At 61.1% G+C, this 17993-nt stretch carries 21 protein-coding genes; 12 read left to right on the forward strand and 9 right to left on the reverse strand.

The window, feature by feature from the left end; all coding sequences use genetic code 11:
* The first annotated feature begins 82 nt into the window (after nt 1-82).
* Nucleotides 83-1234: a succinyl-diaminopimelate desuccinylase gene (gene dapE / locus ACP7B9_RS02200; RefSeq protein ID WP_425860344.1), complete on the forward strand. Its 1152-nt coding sequence runs from the start codon at nt 83-85 to the stop codon at nt 1232-1234.
* Nucleotides 1235-1317: 83 nt separating this feature from the next.
* On the opposite strand, the gene ACP7B9_RS02205 is transcribed toward dapE, so the two are convergent.
* The 4 genes from ACP7B9_RS02205 to ACP7B9_RS02220 all read right to left on the reverse strand — a co-directional run bounded on the left by ACP7B9_RS02205 (nt 1318) and on the right by ACP7B9_RS02220 (nt 4636).
* Nucleotides 1318-2160, reverse strand: a complete 843-nt coding sequence (locus ACP7B9_RS02205; protein ID WP_425860346.1) for an amino acid ABC transporter permease — start codon at nt 2158-2160, stop codon at nt 1318-1320.
* Complete coding sequence (locus ACP7B9_RS02210) at nt 2157-2807, reverse strand: amino acid ABC transporter permease (RefSeq protein WP_425860348.1); 651 nt, start codon at nt 2805-2807, stop codon at nt 2157-2159. The genes ACP7B9_RS02205 and ACP7B9_RS02210 overlap by 4 nt, the downstream gene beginning before the upstream one ends.
* An 89-nt stretch (nt 2808-2896) precedes the next feature.
* Entirely contained in the window at nt 2897-3733 is an 837-nt protein-coding gene (locus ACP7B9_RS02215) for a glutamate ABC transporter substrate-binding protein (protein WP_425860722.1), read from the reverse strand.
* A 144-nt stretch (nt 3734-3877) separates the two neighbouring features.
* Nucleotides 3878-4636 carry an amino acid ABC transporter ATP-binding protein gene (locus ACP7B9_RS02220; protein WP_425860349.1) on the reverse strand — a complete coding sequence of 253 codons (759 nt, stop codon included), beginning with the start codon at nt 4634-4636 and terminating at the stop codon, nt 3878-3880.
* A 121-nt stretch (nt 4637-4757) separates the two neighbouring features.
* Here ACP7B9_RS02220 and ACP7B9_RS02225 point away from each other — a divergent pair, with 121 nt between their 5' ends.
* From ACP7B9_RS02225 to ACP7B9_RS02245, 5 genes are all read left to right on the forward strand, one after another.
* Nucleotides 4758-5534, forward strand: coding sequence for a TIGR00730 family Rossman fold protein (locus ACP7B9_RS02225; protein WP_425860351.1), 777 nt, complete (start codon nt 4758-4760; stop codon nt 5532-5534).
* 44 nt (nt 5535-5578) lie between these two features.
* Nucleotides 5579-5959 carry a DivIVA domain-containing protein gene (locus ACP7B9_RS02230; protein WP_425860353.1) on the forward strand — a complete coding sequence of 127 codons (381 nt, stop codon included), beginning with the start codon at nt 5579-5581 and terminating at the stop codon, nt 5957-5959.
* Nucleotides 5949-6518 carry a DNA-3-methyladenine glycosylase I gene (locus ACP7B9_RS02235; RefSeq protein WP_425860355.1) on the forward strand — a complete coding sequence of 190 codons (570 nt, stop codon included), beginning with the start codon at nt 5949-5951 and terminating at the stop codon, nt 6516-6518. Before ACP7B9_RS02230 ends, ACP7B9_RS02235 begins: the two co-directional genes overlap by 11 nt.
* 2 nt (nt 6519-6520) lie before the next feature.
* A complete protein-coding gene (locus tag ACP7B9_RS02240; RefSeq protein ID WP_425860356.1) occupies nt 6521-7774 on the forward strand; it encodes a hypothetical protein in 1254 nt (417 codons plus the stop codon).
* 203 nt (nt 7775-7977) lie between these two features.
* Nucleotides 7978-8145: a DUF3117 domain-containing protein gene (locus ACP7B9_RS02245; protein WP_110485976.1), complete on the forward strand. Its 168-nt coding sequence runs from the start codon at nt 7978-7980 to the stop codon at nt 8143-8145.
* Between the two features lie 87 nt (nt 8146-8232).
* Here ACP7B9_RS02245 and ACP7B9_RS02250 read toward each other — a convergent pair whose 3' ends face one another.
* On the reverse strand, nt 8233-8865 hold the full coding sequence (locus ACP7B9_RS02250; protein ID WP_425860358.1) for an O-methyltransferase: 633 nt from the start codon (nt 8863-8865) through the stop codon (nt 8233-8235).
* Nucleotides 8866-9071: 206 nt separating this feature from the next.
* Here ACP7B9_RS02250 and sigE point away from each other — a divergent pair, with 206 nt between their 5' ends.
* Nucleotides 9072-9755 (forward strand): RNA polymerase sigma factor SigE, encoded by a 684-nt coding sequence (sigE, locus tag ACP7B9_RS02255; protein ID WP_425860360.1) that lies wholly within the window; start codon nt 9072-9074, stop codon nt 9753-9755.
* A 128-nt stretch (nt 9756-9883) separates the two neighbouring features.
* Nucleotides 9884-10318: a Sec-independent protein translocase TatB gene (locus tag ACP7B9_RS02260; protein WP_425860362.1), complete on the forward strand. Its 435-nt coding sequence runs from the start codon at nt 9884-9886 to the stop codon at nt 10316-10318.
* Nucleotides 10319-10448: 130 nt separating this feature from the next.
* On the opposite strand, the gene ACP7B9_RS02265 is transcribed toward ACP7B9_RS02260, so the two are convergent.
* From ACP7B9_RS02265 to ACP7B9_RS02275, 3 genes are read right to left on the reverse strand one after another with little or no spacing between them, the layout of a single operon-like run.
* Complete coding sequence (locus ACP7B9_RS02265) at nt 10449-11570, reverse strand: Mrp/NBP35 family ATP-binding protein (protein ID WP_425860364.1); 1122 nt, start codon at nt 11568-11570, stop codon at nt 10449-10451.
* Between the two features lie 12 nt (nt 11571-11582).
* Complete coding sequence (locus tag ACP7B9_RS02270) at nt 11583-12137, reverse strand: DUF1003 domain-containing protein (protein ID WP_425860724.1); 555 nt, start codon at nt 12135-12137, stop codon at nt 11583-11585.
* A gap of 37 nt (nt 12138-12174) precedes the next feature.
* Nucleotides 12175-13458, reverse strand: coding sequence for a magnesium transporter MgtE N-terminal domain-containing protein (locus tag ACP7B9_RS02275; RefSeq protein WP_425860366.1), 1284 nt, complete (start codon nt 13456-13458; stop codon nt 12175-12177).
* A 135-nt stretch (nt 13459-13593) separates the two neighbouring features.
* On the opposite strand from ACP7B9_RS02275, the gene ACP7B9_RS02280 reads away from it, so the two are divergent.
* The 3 genes from ACP7B9_RS02280 (at nt 13594) to ACP7B9_RS02290 (ending at nt 15322) form a co-directional block, all read left to right on the forward strand.
* The gene (locus ACP7B9_RS02280) at nt 13594-14433 is read left to right on the forward strand and encodes a general stress protein (protein WP_425860368.1); all 840 of its coding nucleotides are present in this window, start codon (nt 13594-13596) and stop codon (nt 14431-14433) included.
* A 152-nt stretch (nt 14434-14585) separates the two neighbouring features.
* Entirely contained in the window at nt 14586-15041 is a 456-nt protein-coding gene (locus tag ACP7B9_RS02285) for a hypothetical protein (protein WP_425860370.1), read from the forward strand.
* Nucleotides 15038-15322, forward strand: a complete 285-nt coding sequence (locus ACP7B9_RS02290; RefSeq protein ID WP_425860372.1) for a transcriptional regulator — start codon at nt 15038-15040, stop codon at nt 15320-15322. Before ACP7B9_RS02285 ends, ACP7B9_RS02290 begins: the two co-directional genes overlap by 4 nt.
* 105 nt (nt 15323-15427) lie before the next feature.
* Here the strand turns inward: ACP7B9_RS02290 and ACP7B9_RS02295 are convergent, their stop codons facing one another.
* Nucleotides 15428-17002, reverse strand: a complete 1575-nt coding sequence (locus ACP7B9_RS02295) for an aminopeptidase P family protein (protein WP_425860374.1) — start codon at nt 17000-17002, stop codon at nt 15428-15430.
* A 93-nt stretch (nt 17003-17095) separates the two neighbouring features.
* Here ACP7B9_RS02295 and ACP7B9_RS02300 point away from each other — a divergent pair, with 93 nt between their 5' ends.
* The gene (locus ACP7B9_RS02300; protein WP_425860376.1) at nt 17096-17944 is read left to right on the forward strand and encodes a PHP domain-containing protein; all 849 of its coding nucleotides are present in this window, start codon (nt 17096-17098) and stop codon (nt 17942-17944) included.
* The last annotated feature ends 49 nt before the right edge of the window (nt 17945-17993 follow it).

The following is a 17993-nucleotide window of genomic DNA, read 5'->3' on the forward strand; positions in this document are numbered from 1 at the left end:
GTACTTCGGAGCCCCTAGGGAAGCGGATTGGAATGTCTTTGAGAAATCTTTTGACGTTTTCAAACGCCGGTAAACTGACCCAATGACCAACTCCACCAGTGCCGCCGCCCAACCCAAGCCCCAGCCACGTGAGTCAGGTGCCCTCAGGGGAGCCGCCGCCGTCGTTCTTGATTTGACGCAAGATGTGGCGCTTTTGACGGCGGCCCTGATGGACATCGAGAGTGTCTCCGCCAATGAGCAGGCCATAGCCGACGCCGTTGAGGTGGCCCTGCGTGCCCTGCCGCACTTGTCCGTCACCCGCAATGGGGATTCGATCGTGGCCCGGACCGAGCTGGGCCGAGCCGAGCGCGTGATTCTGGCGGGGCACCTAGACACGGTGCCGCTGCCCACCACGCCCGGATCGCGGGGCACGGTCCCGAGTAGCTGGGACGGTGAGGTTCTCTACGGCCGCGGCGCCACGGACATGAAGGGCGGCGTCGCAGTGCAGCTGGCCCTAGCCGCCACGATGACCGAACCCACCAAGGACATCACCTTTATCTTTTACGATCACGAGGAAGTTGCCGCGGTCAAGAGTGGATTGGGACGCCTGGTGCGGGAGAACCGGGAGCTGCTCGACGCCGATTTCGGCATTCTGCTGGAGCCCACCAACGGCACGGTTGAGGGCGGTTGCAATGGCACCATCCGTTTTGAGGCCACCACCCGCGGGAAGGCGGCGCATTCGGCCCGTGCGTGGATGGGGGAGAACGCCATCCACGCAGCCGCCCCGATCCTGGCTCGACTTGCCGCCTATGAACCGGCCACGATCAACGTTGACGGACTGGACTACCGCGAATCGTTGAACGCGGTCAAGGTCCATGGCGGCACCGCCGGAAACGTGATTCCGGATCTGTGTGTTGTGGAAATCAACTACCGCTTCGCCCCGGATAAGAGTCCGGATCAGGCCGAGGCGCACGTTCGTGAGTTGCTGGACGGTTTTGACCTGGTGCGCACGGATTTCTCGGCGGGCGCACGTCCTGGGTTGAACGCTCCTGCCGCGGCGTCGTTTGTTGCCGCCGTGGGCCGCGAACCCCTGCCCAAGTACGGCTGGACAGACGTTGCCCGCCTCAGTGAGATGGGTATTCCGGCCGTTAACTTTGGGCCCGGCGATGCACTCTTGGCGCACAGCGACAACGAACACGTCCACGCTGACGCCATCCGTGAGTGCCTGGCTGCCCTGACCCGCTGGCTCGCCTAAGGCGCGTTAAAAGGACGACGGCGGGAGGTTACCTTTTCGATGAAAAGGTAACCTCCCGCCGTCGTACTGGCGGGAAGCTGGAATCAGCCGGCGATGCCAGCCTTGGCCTTGACGACCTTCACGCGGGAAGACATCTTGTATTCGGTGTACTTGGCAATTCCGGAGAGGATCAAGCACAAACCGACGTAGATGACTGCCGCGACCATGAGTGCCGGGACCACTGGCGAACCGTACTGACCCTGGGATCCCAGGAAGTTCGCGTAGTACAGGATCTCGTTGTAGGTGATCAGGAAGCCAAGCGCGGTGTCTTTCATGATGACCACGAGCTGGGCAATAATGACCGGAAGCATAGCGCGGACTGCCTGCGGCAGCAGGATGGTTCGCAGTACCTGGCCGTTGGACAACCCGATGGCCAGACCGGCCTCACGTTGTCCCTTGGGCAACGACTCAATGCCGGCGCGGAATACTTCCGCCAGCACGGATCCGTTGTACAGGATCAAGCCAACCACCACGGCGATAAAGGGTGTGATGCCCTTGACCCCGGCCGAAGGGAGACCGTAGTACATGATCATCATCAGGATTAGCAGTGGTACGGCACGGAAGAGTTCCGTGAACCAGTAGCACGGGATCCGGACCCATTTGGTGTCGGCAAGCCGGCCGAAGGCCAGAATAATGCCGAGCACCAGGCTGCCCACAGCCGCCACGGCGAAAGCCTTCAGCGTGGCGCCGATGACCGTCAAGAACATTTCCTGAACGCGTGGGAAGGTGAAGATCTCCCACTTCTTGGCCGTAAATTGCCCCGATTCATTGAACCGGAACAGGATGAAGGCAATGACGCCGACAACGACAATGACTGTGACGATGTTCAGGTAGACGTTGCGGGTGCGGGCCTTGGGGCCGGGCACGTCAAAAAGTACAGCACTCATCGCGCCACCTTCCACTTCTTCTCAAGGTAGCGTTGCAGCGGTGACAAAATGCCCAAAACAAGCACCACAAAGATCAGGGCAACCCACAACAAACCGGGCAACAGCGGTTCGCCGAGGTCGCTGAGGGTGGCCCGGATGGCGCCTGCTTCCAAGACCGAGAATCCGGCGGCAACCGTGGTGTTCTTCAACAACGCGATGAACACGCTGAACAGCGGCGGCACTACCGAGCGGAATGCCTGGGGCAGCACTATCAGGCTCAACGTCTGCATAAAGGGAAGGCCGATGGCCCGAGCAGCCTCGGACTGGCCCACTGACACCGTGTTGATGCCGGAACGGATGGCCTCGGATACGTACGTGGCGGTGTAGAGCGAAAGGCCGATGATGGCGGCATTCATGAAATCGATGTGCGGCAGTCCCAGCTTTGGGTAGCCCAAGGCAAAGAACGCCAGGATAAGTGTCAGTGGCGTGTTGCGGACGGCGTTGACATATAAGGTGCCAGCTGCCCGCATGGCAGGGGCAGGGGAGACCCTCATGCCCGCCACAATGGTGCCAAGGATCAGGGAAAAGATCGCCGAAAAAATGAACAGGATTCCGGTGTTCTTGAACCCGTTGAGAAACAGCTCGCTGTTATCAGTAATTACATTCACAGGCCAGTGTCGCTTTCAGTGAATTAGAGAGGACGAAGTGGTGGTGTTGTGCCTGCCATGGGCTGGCGCAACACCACCACTGGCGGGTTTTAGTACTGGTCGACCGCGGGCTGCTCAACCTTGGTGCCCGAGAGGCCCAAGGTTGCATCGTAGATCTTGGTCCACGTTGCGCCACCATCGGTGAGCGTCTTGTTCAGGAACGTACGCAGAGCCGTATCGCCCAACTTCATGCCAACGCCGTACTTCTCAACTGTGAACGGCTCACCAACAACCTTCAACTTGTCCGGGTTCTGGGAAGCGAAGCCCAACAGGATGGCCTGGTCGGTAGTGACCGTATCGACAGTGCCGCTCGTGAGTGCCTCAACACACTTGGAGTAAATGTCGAAGCTGATCGGGTCTGCCTTCGGGAAGTTTTCCTTGATATTTTGGAAGGGTGTGGAGCCCGTGGCGGAGCAAACCTTCTTGCCGTCCAGATCCTTCTCACTCGTGATGGTGGTATTGTCCTTGGCCACCAAAAGGCCCTGACCGGTGATGAAGTACGGGCCGGCGAAGTCGACGAGCTTCTTGCGCTTGTCGTTGATGGAGTAGGTACCTACGTAGAGGTCAACGTCGCCATTGGCCAGTGCGGTCTCGCGGTTGGCTGACGGGATTGCCTTGAATTCAATCTTGTCTGCGGCTACGCCCAAGGAGGCTGCCATCCAGGTTGCGATCTGAATATCGAAGCCTGTGCGCTCACCCGTTGCGGCATCGAGGTAGCCCAAGCCGGGCTGGTCTTCCTTGACACCGATCCGGATTTTCCCGGAGGACTTGATTGCGTCAAAGGTGGGGCTGCCTGTCAGGGCAACATCCTTCGCTACCTCAAATGCGGGGGCGTCTCCGCCGGCGGACTCGCCGCCAGTGGTGTCGCCACCACCACAACCGGTCATGGCTAGGGCCGATGCCGTCAGTAGTGCGGCGAAGCCGAGAGTTGTCTTGCTAAAGAACTTTTTCAAGGGAGGTTCCTTTCATAATCGGCCAGATACGGCCGGTGTAATGAGTGGCTGGAATAGCCGGAATTCTGTGAGGGGTGACTATCCGTTGGTCAGGATCTTCGAGAGGAAGTCCTTGGCGCGCGGCGTCTGCGGATTGGTGAAGAATTCCTCCGGAGTGGCTTCTTCAACAATCTGACCGTCCGCCATGAAGATGACCCGATCGGCAGCCTTGCGGGCAAAGCCCATCTCGTGGGTGACAACCACCATGGTCATGCCTTCCTTGGCCAACTCGACCATGACATCCAGGACCTCATTGATCATTTCGGGGTCAAGGGCGCTGGTGGGCTCATCGAACAGCATGACCTTTGGCTTCATTGCCAAGGCCCGTGCAATTGCGACGCGCTGTTGCTGCCCACCGGAAAGCTGGGCGGGCAGCTTGGCTGCCTGGTGCCCAACACCCACTCGTTCCAACAGGCTCAAGGCGAGCTTGTCGGCGTCGGTCTTGCTCATGCCCTTGACCTTGATGGGGCCGAGGGTGACATTTTCCAGGATGGTCTTGTGTGCAAACAGGTTAAAGGACTGGAACACCATGCCGACGTCGGCGCGCAGGTTTGCAAGCTGCTTGCCTTCCTTGGGGAGTTCCTTGCCATCAATGGTGATGGACCCGGTATCGATGGTCTCCAGCCGATTGATGGTGCGGCACAGTGTTGATTTGCCGGAGCCGGAAGGACCAATGACAACCAGAACTTCGCCCTTGGCGACCTCTAAGTTAATTTCTTGAAGCACATGGAGGGAGCCGTAGTGTTTATTGACAGCTTTTAGCTCCACGAGCGCAGGAGCATGTGCGGGATTTGTCATGGATCGAATCTATCGACATTTCCGAGGGACAGTAAAGGTTTCGGCCATGTCGGTGTGGATCGTAACGGTAACGAGATGTTGTGACACTGGACACGGCGGTTGATCGCGTACCCTTGGGGGCATGAGTGCACCTACAGGATCCAGCGGCCCCGCCAATTCCCCGATTAAGGGCTTTGGTGCGTGGCGAAAAAATGGTGCTATCCATGAGACCGCAGACGCAAGGCTCCTTGAGACACCGCGCAGCAGCGACTTCACCCACACCGACCCGTGGCGAGTGATGCGCATCCAAAGCGAATTCGTCCAGGGTTTTCAGGCCCTCGCCGAGGTCGGCCCGGCCATCAGCGTCTTTGGCTCTGCCCGCACCAAGCCCGAATCCCCGTACTACGCCACCGGCATGGAGGTGGGCCGGCGTTTGGTGGAAGCCGGCGTTGCCGTCATTACCGGCGGCGGCCCAGGTTCAATGGAGGCTGCCAACCGCGGCGCCGCGGAGGCCGGGGGACTGTCCATTGGCTTGGGCATCGAGCTCCCCTTTGAACAGGGCATGAACGAATGGGTCGGCCTAGGCGTCGACTTCCGCTACTTCTTCGCCCGCAAGACCATGTTCGTCAAATACGCCCAAGGTTTTATTGTGTTGCCCGGCGGACTTGGAACCCTCGATGAGTTGTTTGAAGCCATGGTCCTGGTGCAGACAAGCAAGGTGGTCCAGTTCCCCATAGTCCTCGTCGACAGGACGTTCTGGGGACCCTTGCTCGACTGGATCCGAGACGTCATGGTCGCCGAGGGGCTGGTTTCGCCGGGAGATCTAAACATCATCTCCCTAGCCGACACGGCCGAAGAAGCCGTGGAACTTGTCATGTCCGGCAAGGCCGGGGACAGGGTCGCCGCGCAGGAGGGATGAGTGCATAACACGCCAAGCCGCTGCGCATCTGGCACCATGTACCTGTGACCTATTTCCTGATCTTTCTTGCCGTGATACTGGCCGCAGTGGCCGCGTTTTACGTGGTGGGGCTCAACAAGCCAGCCGCTGACGCTTCCACGCGCGCTCCTGTGTATGACGACGCCCTGGCACCTCCGGTGGCGAACCTCCCACCGGTGCTGTTGCCGGGTGCGCCAGTGCCCGCCGATGTTGACCGGTTGCGTTTTTCGTTGGGCTTGCGCGGCTACCGGATGGATCAGGTGGACGAGGTCCTCGACGGGTTGCGCGATGAGCTGGCTGCCAAGAACCTGCGCATTGCTGAGTTGGAAGCTTTGGCCGCCGTCACGCCCGCGTCTGTCACGCCCGCCGCCGGAACGCACGACGTCGGAGACCTCCGTGAGCAGTGATGGCAAGATCCGCTGCGCCTGGCCCGGACTTGAAAACGATGAGCTGTACCAGCGATACCACGACACCGAATGGGGCCGTCCGGTAACCGGCGAGGCCGAACTGTTTGAACGGCTGAGCCTTGAAGCTTTCCAATCCGGGCTTAGCTGGATCACCATCTTGCGCAAGCGAGAGTCTTTTAGGGCAGCTTTCTCCAACTTTGACCCCGCGGCCGTTGCCGAGTTTGGGCCAGAGGATTTTGACCGGCTCATGGCCGATGCCTCGATTGTGCGCAACCGCCTGAAGATCAATGCCACGATCGGCAATGCCAAGGCCATGTTGGCGCTTCCGGACGGCGTAACTCTTGGTTCCTTGATTGCCGGCCACGCCCCGGCGGCCAGGCTGGCGGGTGAACCGGTTCCGGCTCAAACGGTCGAGTCCAAAGCCCTTGCCAAGACCCTGAAGAAGTATGGCTTCGCGTTCGTGGGGCCGACAACTGCCTACGCCATGATGCAGGCCATCGGCATCGTCAACGATCACCAGCACGACTGTTGGCTGGCTGGCGGCACGGAACCGCGTTGACGGTGAGCGGCGATAACACGGGGGATTCCTTAGCGGGGCGGGCTGCCAGCGGCACCATCAACGATGCGTTGTACGCGGCTGTGCGCCGGCTGCTGGCACCCCTGCGCCGGGCTCCGTGGTGGCTGAAGGTAACCCTGCTGTATGTCGGGGCGCGAATCGTCAGCTTTGCCATCTTGCTGGGTGCTGCATGGCATGCCGAGGAGTCGCCCTGGGGTGGACGGCAGCCCGACTACCTGACGTTCATCGACCGCTGGGATGCCGGCTGGTACGAGAGAATTTTCGACGGCGGCTACCCCACCTCCATTCCGCGGAACGAGAATGGCACGGCCCAAGCTAACCAGTGGGCGTTCTACCCGGTGTTCCCGTTGTTGGCCCGCGGGTTGAGTGCCGTCACGGGGCTCGGCTGGCCGGCCGCCGGTGCCATTGTTGCCACGACAGCAGGGTTGGGCGCGGCGTTGATGATCTACGTCCTGTTCAGAAACTTTGCCTCCCCCGGGACAGTGTTGTGGGGAGTGGCCTTCTTCGCCATGTTCCCCATTTCGCCCATATTGCAGGTTCCCTATGCGGAATCGCTGGGCGTCCTCTTCCTTGCGGCGGCGCTGCACCTGCTCGTCAGGGGCAAGTACTGGGCGGCGTTGCCCATGGTGGTGCTGCTGTGCCTTTCGCGACCGGCAGGAGTGCCGTTTGCCGCCGTCGTTCTTGTTCATCTAGTGCTGCGGTGGCGGAGGCGCGATCCTTTCCCGCGGCGGGACCTAGTAGCCGGTGCGGTGCTGCTGGTCGCCAGCGGGATCATGGCCTTCGCATGGATGCTGATTGCGTGGTGGGTGACGGGTGAACGTACCGCCTACACCGACACTGAAACCGCCTGGCGCGGCTCGAAACTGGTGCTTTTCAAGCCCTGGTTCGACGCCGGTGTTGACTTGGTGGGACCACTGTGGGGACCGGTGCTGCCCGTGCTGTTTGTTGTGCTGGTGGCACTGTACCTGAACTCGAAGGCGGTGCGGCGGATCGGCCTTGAGTTGCGGATCTGGTGCGCCATGTACCTGCTGTATTTGCTGGCCGTGCTGCATCCGCAATCGAGCACGTTCCGTATGCTGCTTCCGCTGTTCCCGCTGGCGTTGGCGGCCGCCTTCATTTCACGGTCACGGGCGTACCGTTGGACTGTCTTGGTGATGTTCTCTACCCTGCAGATTGTGTGGGTTGTCTGGCTCTGGCAGTTTTCCGCCATTAGCACCGGTCAGGCGTGGCCACCCTAAGGGACGGGCCTAAGAGACAGGTGAGGTTACCAATCGGTAGCTAGATGTCAAAAAACGTGCTCCGGTGACTCGTCGAAGAACGCGCCGATTAGCACCCGGGCCCTCACATACGGAATAATAGGCTGTGAGCAAGACAACATCAAACGCCGCGATGAGGAAAACTCAGGCGCGGCGTGAATGCACTACGAAAAGGGGAACTCCTGATGGCAGCCATGAAACCGAGGACCGGCGACGGTCCAATGGAAGTGACTAAAGAAGGTCGGAGCCTGATCCTTCGACTGCCATTGGAAGGTGGCGGACGGCTCGTAGTCGAGATGAATGCAGATGAGGCAGCAAGCCTCAAGGAGTGCTTGGTAGGCGTGACCGAATAAGGTCCGCACTTTAGCCTTAAACAAAGAACCGGCGGAACAGCTCAAGCTGTCCCGCCGGTTCTTTTGCTTGGCGTGGCGTTAGTTGGCTCAGCGCTTGACGGCCAGCAGCAGGCCATCGCCGGTCGGCAGCATGGCGCTGACCATTGACTCGTTCTCGCGGATCATCTTGCCAACCCGGCGCAGCACCACGGTGCTGCTTTCGCGGATGGCCGGGTCGGAAACACGGTCCTTGTCCAGTGCGTCGTTGATGATCAACAGGCCACCGGACTTCAGCAACCTGATGCCCTGCTCAACATATTCAGGGAAGCTGGGCTTGTCGGCGTCGATGAATACCAGATCGTAAGCTTCATCGGTCAGACGAGGGAGGACATCCTGCCCGCGGCCGGAAATGGTGCGGGTGCGGTTGGCGGGGGAGCCCGATTCCGTAAACGCCTCGCGAGCGGCCCGCAAATGGTCGATGTCCGGATCGATGGTTGTGAGCACTGCGCGCGGGCCCAAACCGCGCAGGAGGGCGACGCCGGACACGCCAGCACCGGTGCCGACCTCCACGGCTGTTTGTGCCTTGGACGTGGCAGCAAGGACCGTCAGCGTTGCCGCGACTCCCGGGCTCACGGCGAACAGGCCCAGCTCGTGTGAACGTTCGCGGGCACGTCGCAGGACACTATCTTCCACGGGTAGGCCCTCTGTATAGGACCAGCTGGTGGATTTATCGGCGCTCATGGGTGGTATTTCCTAAACTGTTGCGGTGACTAGCTCTAGCCTACTGCCTGCACGCCGGGAGACCCCGCCGTAACCGTTCAGCAAAATGTCAGCTTTGTTTGGCACACTGAGTGGACTCAAGGGATGTATTCCTGTGTATTACCAGTCACTGGATTTCCCGCCACTGTATGTCCCGTCAAGGGGAAGAGTAGAAGCGAGGTGCAGCGATGAACCCAGCCGTCGGCTCCGCGTTTCGTCCTGCTGAAGCAGCCCAAGGTCAGGCCACCGCGTCCACAGAGTGGGTCACGCCGTCGTGGGATGAGGTTGTCACCAACCATTCGGCAAAGGTTTTCAGGCTCGCGTTTCGCTTGACGGGCAATAGGTACGACGCCGAGGACCTCACCCAAGAGGTATTTGTGCGCGTCTTCAAGTCCCTCGCCAACTTCAAGCCGGGCACCCTTGACGGCTGGCTGCACCGCATCACCACGAATCTGTTCCTGGACCAGGCGCGACGCAAGCAGCGGATCCGCTTTGATGCTCTCTCCGAAGACGCCGCCGCACGCCTTCCCGGAAACGATCCGGGCCCCGAGCGCACCTTCGAATTCAACAACCTTGACCGGGACATTGCCGCCGCCTTGGAAGCGTTGCCACCAGACTTCCGTGCCGCCGTGGTGCTGTGCGATATGGAAGGCCTCTCCTACGACGAGGTGGCGCATGCCCTGAACATCAAGCTCGGCACGGTGCGTTCTCGCATTCACCGCGGGCGTGCCATGTTGCGCGAATCACTGGCCGACAGGGCGCCTGGCCGGGAGTTGGGCAAGGGTTCGGGCAGGGGATCCGGCAAGGCAAAAGAACTGCGCCCTGCGCGAAAGCCGTTGCTGTCTCTGCCACGAATCGCCGGCGCACGCTAGACTTTTGCTCTGGCTGCCAACGTTCTCGAAACTGCCAGGTCGTCGTGTCCGCGTCAATAAGCTAAATACTTTCGAGCGTTACCGCTAGGAATCGTTGCTTTGAGTGTTGAGAGGGTAATCTTCCTAACGTGTTTGGTATCAATACCCCTGAGCTGATCCTCATTGTCATATTGGCAGTCTTGGTCATTGGCCCCACCCGGCTCCCGGGCTACCTGGAGAAGCTGAAGAACCTCATCCGCGAGGTGCGCAAGATGGCTTCCGGCGCGCGCGAAACCATTAAGGAAGAGGCCGGGGTTGATATCGATGACATCGATTGGAAGAAGTACGACCCCCGCCAATACGATCCCCGCCGCATCATTCGCGAGGCGTTGCTGGATGACGATGACGTCGAAAAGCTGAACTCACTTAAGATGGCCCCGGGCGCGGCTATTGCCTCCATGATGGGCAAGGAAGAGCTCAAGGCCAAGGAACTTAATGCGAACGGCGAGTCCGTTCCGGCAGCACCCGAGATTGAACGTCTGGCCGAAGGTCAGCGCGCCCCGTTCGACGTCGAAGCCACGTAACTAGTTCCCACCCCTTTTCTCAACGCCGCATCACTTTACGGCGTATTTTCACGAACGCCGCATCACCTGCTGATGCGGCGTTCGTGTTTTAAGGCCGTAAAGTGGTGCGGCGTTTTTGTGCGGGGTGCTGCTAGCGAGGGGTGACGCCCAGCTTCATGCCGGCCAGGCCTCGCGGACGAACGGCGAGCTTTCCGGCAATACTAATCAACGCCTGCGCAGCCGGTGATTCCGGTGCGGATAGCACTATAGGCAGTCCGGCGTCGCCGCCTTCACGCAGGGCCACGTCCAAGGGAATCTGACCCAGCAGTTCCACCTCCGCGTTGACGGTTTGGCTCAGGCGCTTGGAGAGGATGTCCCCACCGCCGGATCCAAACACCTCCATGGTGCTGCCATCGGGCAACGTCAAAAATGACATGTTCTCGATGACTCCGGCAACCTTCTGCCCGGTCTGGACGGCAATGGCTCCGGCCCGTTCGGCCACATCGGCAGCGGCCGCCTGCGGGGTGGTCACCACCAGAATCTCGGCCTTGGGCAGGAGTTGCGCCACCGAAATGGCGATGTCTCCGGTGCCAGGCGGCAAATCGAGGAGTAAGATGTCCAGATCGCCAAAGTACACGTCACCGAGGAACTGCTCAAGCGCTCGGTGCAGCATGGGCCCGCGCCAGGCAACAGGTTGGTTGCCCGCAACGAACATGCCAATGGAAATGACTTTTACGTCGTGGGCAACGGGAGGCAAAATCATCTCATCCACCCGGGTGGGGGTCTGCGTAATACCCATGAGCCCGGGCACGGAGAAACCGTAAATGTCGGCATCAACAATGCCAACTCGTAGACCCTTCGCTGCGAGGGCGCAGGCAAGATTCACCGTCACGCTTGACTTACCGACGCCACCCTTGCCGCTGGCCACGGCGTAAACCCGGGTCAGTGAATCCTCGGCGTTGAACGGGATGCCGCGATCGGCGGCACCGCCCTTCAAACGATCCTTGAGCTCCGCGCGTTGCGCGGCCGTCATAACGGTGAGATCCACGGTGACGTCCGTGACGCCGTCGAGCTTGGCCAGGGCAGCCGTAGCATCCCGGGTAATGGTCTCGTGCAGGGGGCAGCCGGCGATGGTGAGCCGGACGACGGCGGTGACGTGGCCGGCGTCGTTCATGCCAACCGATTCAACCATGCCCAAATCCGTGATGGGCCGGCGCAGCTCGGGGTCGATAACCGTGGCGAGGGCGGCGAGCAGTACGGGCTGGGCGATCATGGGGTGCAGGCCTTAGGAATTGGTGGGTCGCTTTGATTTGCCGTTTTTGCCGGAGACGGACTTGATGGAGGAGGTGGGAGGATTGCGGACGTTGTCCCGGGGATCCCTGGCATCGTCGTCATCCTGGATCGCAATTAATTCCTCGAGGAGGCTGCGCAGCTCTGAGCGGACAAAGTCACGGGTGGCCACTTCGCGCAGGGAGATGCGCAGGGCTGCCACCTCACGCGTCAGATACTCGGTGTCGGCAAGGTTGCGCTCATTGCGGGATCGGTCCTGTTCAATCTGGACACGGTCACGGTCATCCTGACGGTTCTGGGCAAGCAGAATCAAGGGTGCCGCGTAGGAGGCCTGGGTGGAGAAAAACAAGTTGAGCAAGATGAATGGGTACGGGTCCCATCTCAATCCGAACAGGCCAATGACGTTGAGGGCGATCCAAATGACCACAAAAACGGTCATGTAGAGCAGGAAGTTTGCCGTGCCCATGTAGCGGGCAAAACGTTCGGCGAAGCGGCCAAAGAAGTCCGGATCGCTGGCGAGGTTGGGTAGGAGCCGAGACTTCAACTCCATGGGGGTATCGAGACCGCCACCTTTTGCATGATGCCGCTCAGCCAATGCGTCCTCCTAGCTTCCTGAACGGTGCGCCATCTTCGTGGGTGCGCCAGTCGTCAGGCAAGAGATGATCCAGCAAGTCATCGACGGTGACCGCACCAACGAGCCGGCCCTCCTTGTTGACTACCGGGAGTGAGTTCAAGTTATAGGAAGCCATGATGTGGCTGACAGTGCTGATGTCATCCTGATCCGAGGCGGGCTTCAAGTTTCTGTCCACAATGGTACCCAGTTGTTCCGGGGGAGCGCTGCGGAGTAATTGCTGGATATGCACAACACCCAAAAAACGGCCCGTTGGAGTTTCCAGCGGAGGACGGCAAATGAAAATCGCCGAGGCCAGGGCCGGGGAAAGGTCCTCGCTACGAACGTGGGCCAGTGCCTCTGCCACCGTGGCTTCCGGTGGCAGGATGACCGGGACGGGCGTCATGAGCGCACCGGCGGTACCTTCTTCATACTGCAGGAGCCGGCGGACGTCCTTGGCTTCCTCGGGTTCCATGAGGAGGAGAAGCTCTTCTGCTTTGGCCTGGGGAAGATCGGCCAGGAGGTCGGCGGCGTCGTCGGGATCCATCTCTTCCAGGACATCTGCGGCACGTTCATTGTCCAGGGCGCTCAGCAGCGTGACCTGGTCGTCCTCGGGGAGCTCGGACATGATGTCTGCCAGACGCTCATCCTGGAGCTCACTGGCGACTTCAACGCGCCGTTTATCGCTCATTTCCTGCAGGGCGTCTGCGAAGTCGGCCGCCTTGAGGTCCTCATGCGTGGCAACAAAGTGTGTGGCGCTTTGCGGTTCTGCGGCGGATTCGGTGTGTGCCTCGGACCAGTTGATCAGGATTGTGTGGCCACGGCGCAGACCACGCAGCCTCGATGTGGAGGAACCGCGGCGGACAAAAAGCTTGGTGATCAGCCAGTCGCCATTTCGCTGCTGATCCATGGCGATGTCTTCGATGACGGCAATGCTGCCGTCGTCGACAAGGGTGACCTTGCGGTCAAAGATACCGCCGACCACCAGCTGCTCGGCGCCACGCTGCTCGAAGCGGCGCAAATTGACCAAACCAGTGCAGATGATTTGGGACTGATCCATGGACGTCAAACGGGTCATAGGCACAAAAACGCGCTTCTTGCCGGGCACCTCCACCACAATGCCGACGGCGTGCGGGGCGGTGTTCGCTCGGCGTCCCAGGACCACAACATCCCGCAATTTTCCAAGCCTGTCGCCCCTGGGGTCAAAGACGTCCAGGCCTAAAAGTCGTGCGACAAAAATGCGCGTAGGTTGAGTGCTCACAGATACAGGCTACTTCCCCTATATGGCAATATCCCAAACAATGCCACTGGGTGATCTTGTGGCTGTGGCGCACTCTTCGTTTCACTCCCAGCGATACTCCAGCCAACGTGCAGGAACATGGTGAACAATGGGGGTATGGCAAACCTCTTTGGACGCACCCGACCCCTGGACGAGGCTCGCCTTGTCCCCACGGGCGAAACAATCGGTTCCTACATTTCCTACCTTGATGCTCAGAAGGCGGTTGATTACCTGGCGGACGAGAAGTTCCCCGTCCGCCACGTTTCTATTGTGGGCAACGACCTGAAAATTGTGGAGCGCGTGACCGGCAAGCTCAGCTACCCCCGGGTGGCTCTGACCGGTGCCATGACGGGTGCCTGGTTTGGTTTGTTCATCGGCGTCATGCTCTCGTTCTTCGATTCGACCAGTAACGCCGGCGCCCCCTACGTGAACGTTTTCACGGCTGTCCTGCTGGGCGCTGCCCTGTGGATGTTGTTCGCCATCATTGGCTACGCCGCCCAGCGTGGCAAGCGTGATTTCACATCCACGAATCAGGTTTTGGCCTCCAGCTACGACGTCATAGTCACCGCTGATGTGGCTGGGGAGGCCCGCCGACTGCTGGCACAACTGCCCATGAACTCCAACGCCCCGCGCCCCGTGCAAGGCCAGGCAGCGCAGGGTCAGGGTTACCGGCCGCCAGTTCAGCCGCCTGCTGCCTCTGGCCCGGCGCCAACGCGTCCGGAAGGCTGGCACGATCCATACGCCGCCGCAGGTCCCGGCTCGGACGCCACCGCTGCAGCCGAGGATACCGACCGTCCGGGTCAGGCGCCGTTGGACGGTCCCCGCCGCGGGCAGTTCCCTGATTTGCCGGACGGCCGCCCGCAGTACGGCATCCGCGTAGAGTCGCCGGAGTCGAAGGCGCCCAGCGATCCAGAAGTGCCCGCTGCACCCAGCACCCCGGAGAATCCGGAAAAGTAGTTCTCGGCCCAGAAATGCCGCCGTTCCTGACAATTGCCGCCGTTGTAACTGCGGCAATTGTCAGGAACGGCGGCATTTTTTGATTGGGGCGCTGACGGAAGCAGGGTACCCGTTATTGACTTTCCACTATGGAAAGTCATTGACTTTCCGCTATGGAAAACGAATTAGCGCAAGATGCACGCGAGGCATTGGCTACTGTGGCGGACGCCCGGGCCAATGCGGCCGACCGGCTCGTGACACCGTGGTGGTACCACCCAGTTCTAGGACTGCTTGTCGCGGTGTTCGTGGTCGCCATCACGATCGGCAACATCGCGGTCATGATCAGCGTCACCGTGGTGTATTTCGTAGGCATTGGCATCCTGGTGAGGGCCTACAAGAAGAAGACTGGACTGTGGATCAATGGCCTCACGGCGGGTAAGGCCAGCTGGTGGACGGTGCCGCTGATGGTGGCCATGATTGCCAGCATGGGCGGCGCCTACTATTTTCACGCCGAGAAGGGTCTTGACTGGCCCGCATGGGTGGCCGGGGCCATCGTTTTTGTGGCCGTGAATATATTCGGGCGGCTCTTCGACGGCGCCTTGCGGACACAGCTGCGGACCGCCCCATGACACCCGCACTGAACGAGGTGATCCACGCGCCGAACAGGCTGCGGATCTGCGCTTTTCTCAGCACAGTGGAACAGGCCGAATTTGGCGTCATCCGAGACATGCTGGAGGTGGCCGATTCCGTGGCCAGCAAGCAACTCAAGGTGCTGGAAGAAGCCGGGTACGTGACGCTGAGCAAGCCCACGGGACGGGGCAGGGTCAAGACATGGGTGGCGCTGACGGCCCATGGAAAGGCGGCGTACCAGGAACACGTCGCGGCGCTCAAGGCACTCATCGAGGGGTAGGCGAGTGCCGCCGTCGTCCTTAACGAACTGTGTCGCACTTATTACACGAAAAACACCCTTTCCGGGTGAAATCGGTGCAACAAGTGCGACACAGATACCAGGGGGCTAGGCGGAGAGCTTAGCCATCCAGGCTTCCACTTCCTCCGGCTTGCGGGGGAGTGCGGCGCTCAAGTTGACGGGGCCGTTGGCGGTGATGAGGATATCGTCCTCGATGCGCACGCCGTTGCCGCGGAACTCGGCCGGAATGGCCAGGTCCTCGTCCTTGAAGTACAGGCCGGGCTCGATCGTGAAGACCATGCCCTCGGTGATGACGCCATCGAGGTACAGCTCGGCGCGGGCCTGGGCGCAATCGTGCACGTCAAGGCCGAGGTGGTGGCTGGTGCCGTGCGGCATCCAGCGGCGGTGCTGCTGGCCCTCGGGGGAGAGCGCAACGGATGCCGTGACGGGCAGCAGGCCCCAAGCAGCCAGACGGTCAGCCAAAACCTCCATGGCGGCAGTGTGCACCTCGCGGAACTTGCGGCCCGGGACGGCCACGGCAAACGCGGCGTCGGCTGCGTCCAAGACCGCCTGGTAGATCTTGCGCTGAACATCCGAGTACGTTCCCTTGACCGGAATCGTGCGGGTGATGTCAGCCGTGTAGAGGGAATCGGCCTCAACGCCGGCGTCCACGAGCAGCAATTCGCCCTCATTGACGGTTCCGGTGTTGCGGTTCCAATGCAGCACGGTGGCGTTGTTACCGCCGGCGGCAATGGTGTCGTAGCCGAGTTCGTTGCCGTCTTCGCGAGCACGGGCAAAGAACGCACCCTCAACAACGCGTTCGCCGCGCTTGTGGGCAACCGCGCGCGGCAGGGCCTTCACGATGTCTTCGAAGCCGCTGATGGTGGCCGCAACGGCAACCTTCATCTGCTCGATTTCCCAGGCGTCCTTGATCAGGCGCAGCTCGGAAAGCGCTTCGGCCAACTTGCCGTCCAGATCATCCAAGGCGCCGAAGTCCACGGCGTCAGGGTTCTTGGCCGTGTTGTAGCGGGCCGTATCCACGAGAGCGTCGATGTTCTCGTCGACCTTACGCACCAAACGGATGGACGTGCCACCCACGGACGTCTCGCCAACGTTCTTGGTGATGGCCACCTCAAGGTCGGTGACATCGGCGGTGGGCAGGCCAAGCTGGGCCTGGAATTCTGCCAAGGTGGGGCGGCGGCCAATCCAGAACTCGCCGCTGCGGGCATCGGCGTAAAACGCCTTCGTGTCGCGGCCGGCCATGGGACGGAAGTAGAGAGTGGCGCGGTGATGGCCGCCGTCGTCCCCTTCACCTTCGGCAACGGGGTCCATGACGAGCACGGCGTCGGGCTCGTGGTCAACGCCCAGCCCGGTTAGGTGCGCGAAGCCGGAGTGGGGGCGGAAGCGGTAATCGCAGTCGTTGGAGCGGACCTTCAACGGGCCCGCCGGGATGACAAGGCGTTCGGTCTTGAACTGCTCGGAAATCGCACGACGGCGGCGGGCGGCATGGTCTGCCACCTCGGCTCGGGCGGGGAGTTCAGTGGACGACGGCGCCCAGCTGGAAGCCATGAAGGTCCGGAAAGCGTCAGAGTCGGGGCGCTGCGAACGGTTGTTCACGCGCTCCTCGAGGGGCTGATCGCTTGAGTGGTCGGGGTGCGCGGAGGATTGCTCAGTCTGGTTCACCCCTTAAGTCTCCCACCGAGGGCGCAAAGGGACAAAGAAGCGCCGCGGCCCGGTGATTCAGCCACGTGGGCGCAAGCGACGTACGCTTGGAATGTGAGAATCGATTTGCACGCCCACTCAAATATTTCCGACGGCACGCAGCCCCCGGCAGAACTGCTCGCGGCCGCAGCGAAGGCTCGTCTGGACGTTGTGGCGCTGACCGATCACGACACCACCGACGGCTGGACCGAGGCGCTCACGGCTGCGCGGCAGCACGGCGTCGGCCTGGTTCCAGGCATGGAAATCTCCTGCAAAACCTCACAGGGCATCAGCGTCCACCTACTCTGCTACCTCCACGACCCTAGTCATGACAGCCTCTTGGATGAGATCACCAAGGCAAAGGACGCGCGGCTAACCCGTGCCGAACGCATGGTGGAACGCCTGGCCGAGGACTACCCGCTGAGCTGGGACGACGTCAGCGCCCATGTAGCCCCTGGCGCCACAATTGGCCGCCCGCACATTGCCGACGCCCTGGTCGCCGCGGGCATCGTGGGGGACCGGAACGAGGCCTTCGCCAGCATCCTCACATCCCATTCACGCTATTTCGTCAGCCACTACGCCCCGGATCCGGTGCACGCCGTGGAACTGGTCCGCGCGGCAGGTGGCGTCCCCGTTTTTGCGCACCCGCTGGCCTCGGCTAGAGGACGGGTTGTTGCGCCGGAAATCTTCCATGACATGATCGACGCCGGACTGCTGGGTTTGGAGGTCGAACACCGGGACAATCCGCCCGAGGGGCGTGCCTGGCTGCGTCGGCTTGCGCTGGAAACCGGCCTTTTCATGACCGGGTCCTCCGATTATCACGGGGCCGGCAAACCGAATCTGCTGGGCGAAAATCTCACAACACCTGAGGCGCTGGAGCGCATCCTGGCCCAGGGAACGGGCACCGCGCCGTTCCTGCCCTAAAACAAAACAAACCCGCAGTAGTGGTTGAAAATATCCGCGAATTCGCGTT

This window comes from Arthrobacter sp. TWP1-1 (genome assembly GCF_049897845.1).
Lineage (GTDB): Bacteria > Actinomycetota > Actinomycetes > Actinomycetales > Micrococcaceae > Specibacter.

Coding starts and splice junctions, on each gene's coding strand:
- dapE (WP_425860344.1), top strand. CDS start 83: ATGACCAACTCCACCAGTGCCGCCGCCCAACCCAAGCCCCAGCCACGT.
- ACP7B9_RS02205 (WP_425860346.1), bottom strand. CDS start 2,160: ATGAGTGCTGTACTTTTTGACGTGCCCGGCCCCAAGGCCCGCACCCGC.
- ACP7B9_RS02215 (WP_425860722.1), bottom strand. CDS start 3,733: ATGACCGGTTGTGGTGGTGGCGACACCACTGGCGGCGAGTCCGCCGGC.
- ACP7B9_RS02220 (WP_425860349.1), bottom strand. CDS start 4,636: ATGACAAATCCCGCACATGCTCCTGCGCTCGTGGAGCTAAAAGCTGTC.
- ACP7B9_RS02225 (WP_425860351.1), top strand. CDS start 4,758: ATGAGTGCACCTACAGGATCCAGCGGCCCCGCCAATTCCCCGATTAAG.
- ACP7B9_RS02245 (WP_110485976.1), top strand. CDS start 7,978: ATGGCAGCCATGAAACCGAGGACCGGCGACGGTCCAATGGAAGTGACT.
- ACP7B9_RS02250 (WP_425860358.1), bottom strand. CDS start 8,865: ATGAGCGCCGATAAATCCACCAGCTGGTCCTATACAGAGGGCCTACCC.
- sigE (WP_425860360.1), top strand. CDS start 9,072: ATGAACCCAGCCGTCGGCTCCGCGTTTCGTCCTGCTGAAGCAGCCCAA.
- ACP7B9_RS02265 (WP_425860364.1), bottom strand. CDS start 11,570: ATGATCGCCCAGCCCGTACTGCTCGCCGCCCTCGCCACGGTTATCGAC.
- ACP7B9_RS02270 (WP_425860724.1), bottom strand. CDS start 12,137: ATGGAGTTGAAGTCTCGGCTCCTACCCAACCTCGCCAGCGATCCGGAC.
- ACP7B9_RS02280 (WP_425860368.1), top strand. CDS start 13,594: ATGGCAAACCTCTTTGGACGCACCCGACCCCTGGACGAGGCTCGCCTT.
- ACP7B9_RS02285 (WP_425860370.1), top strand. CDS start 14,586: ATGGAAAACGAATTAGCGCAAGATGCACGCGAGGCATTGGCTACTGTG.
- ACP7B9_RS02290 (WP_425860372.1), top strand. CDS start 15,038: ATGACACCCGCACTGAACGAGGTGATCCACGCGCCGAACAGGCTGCGG.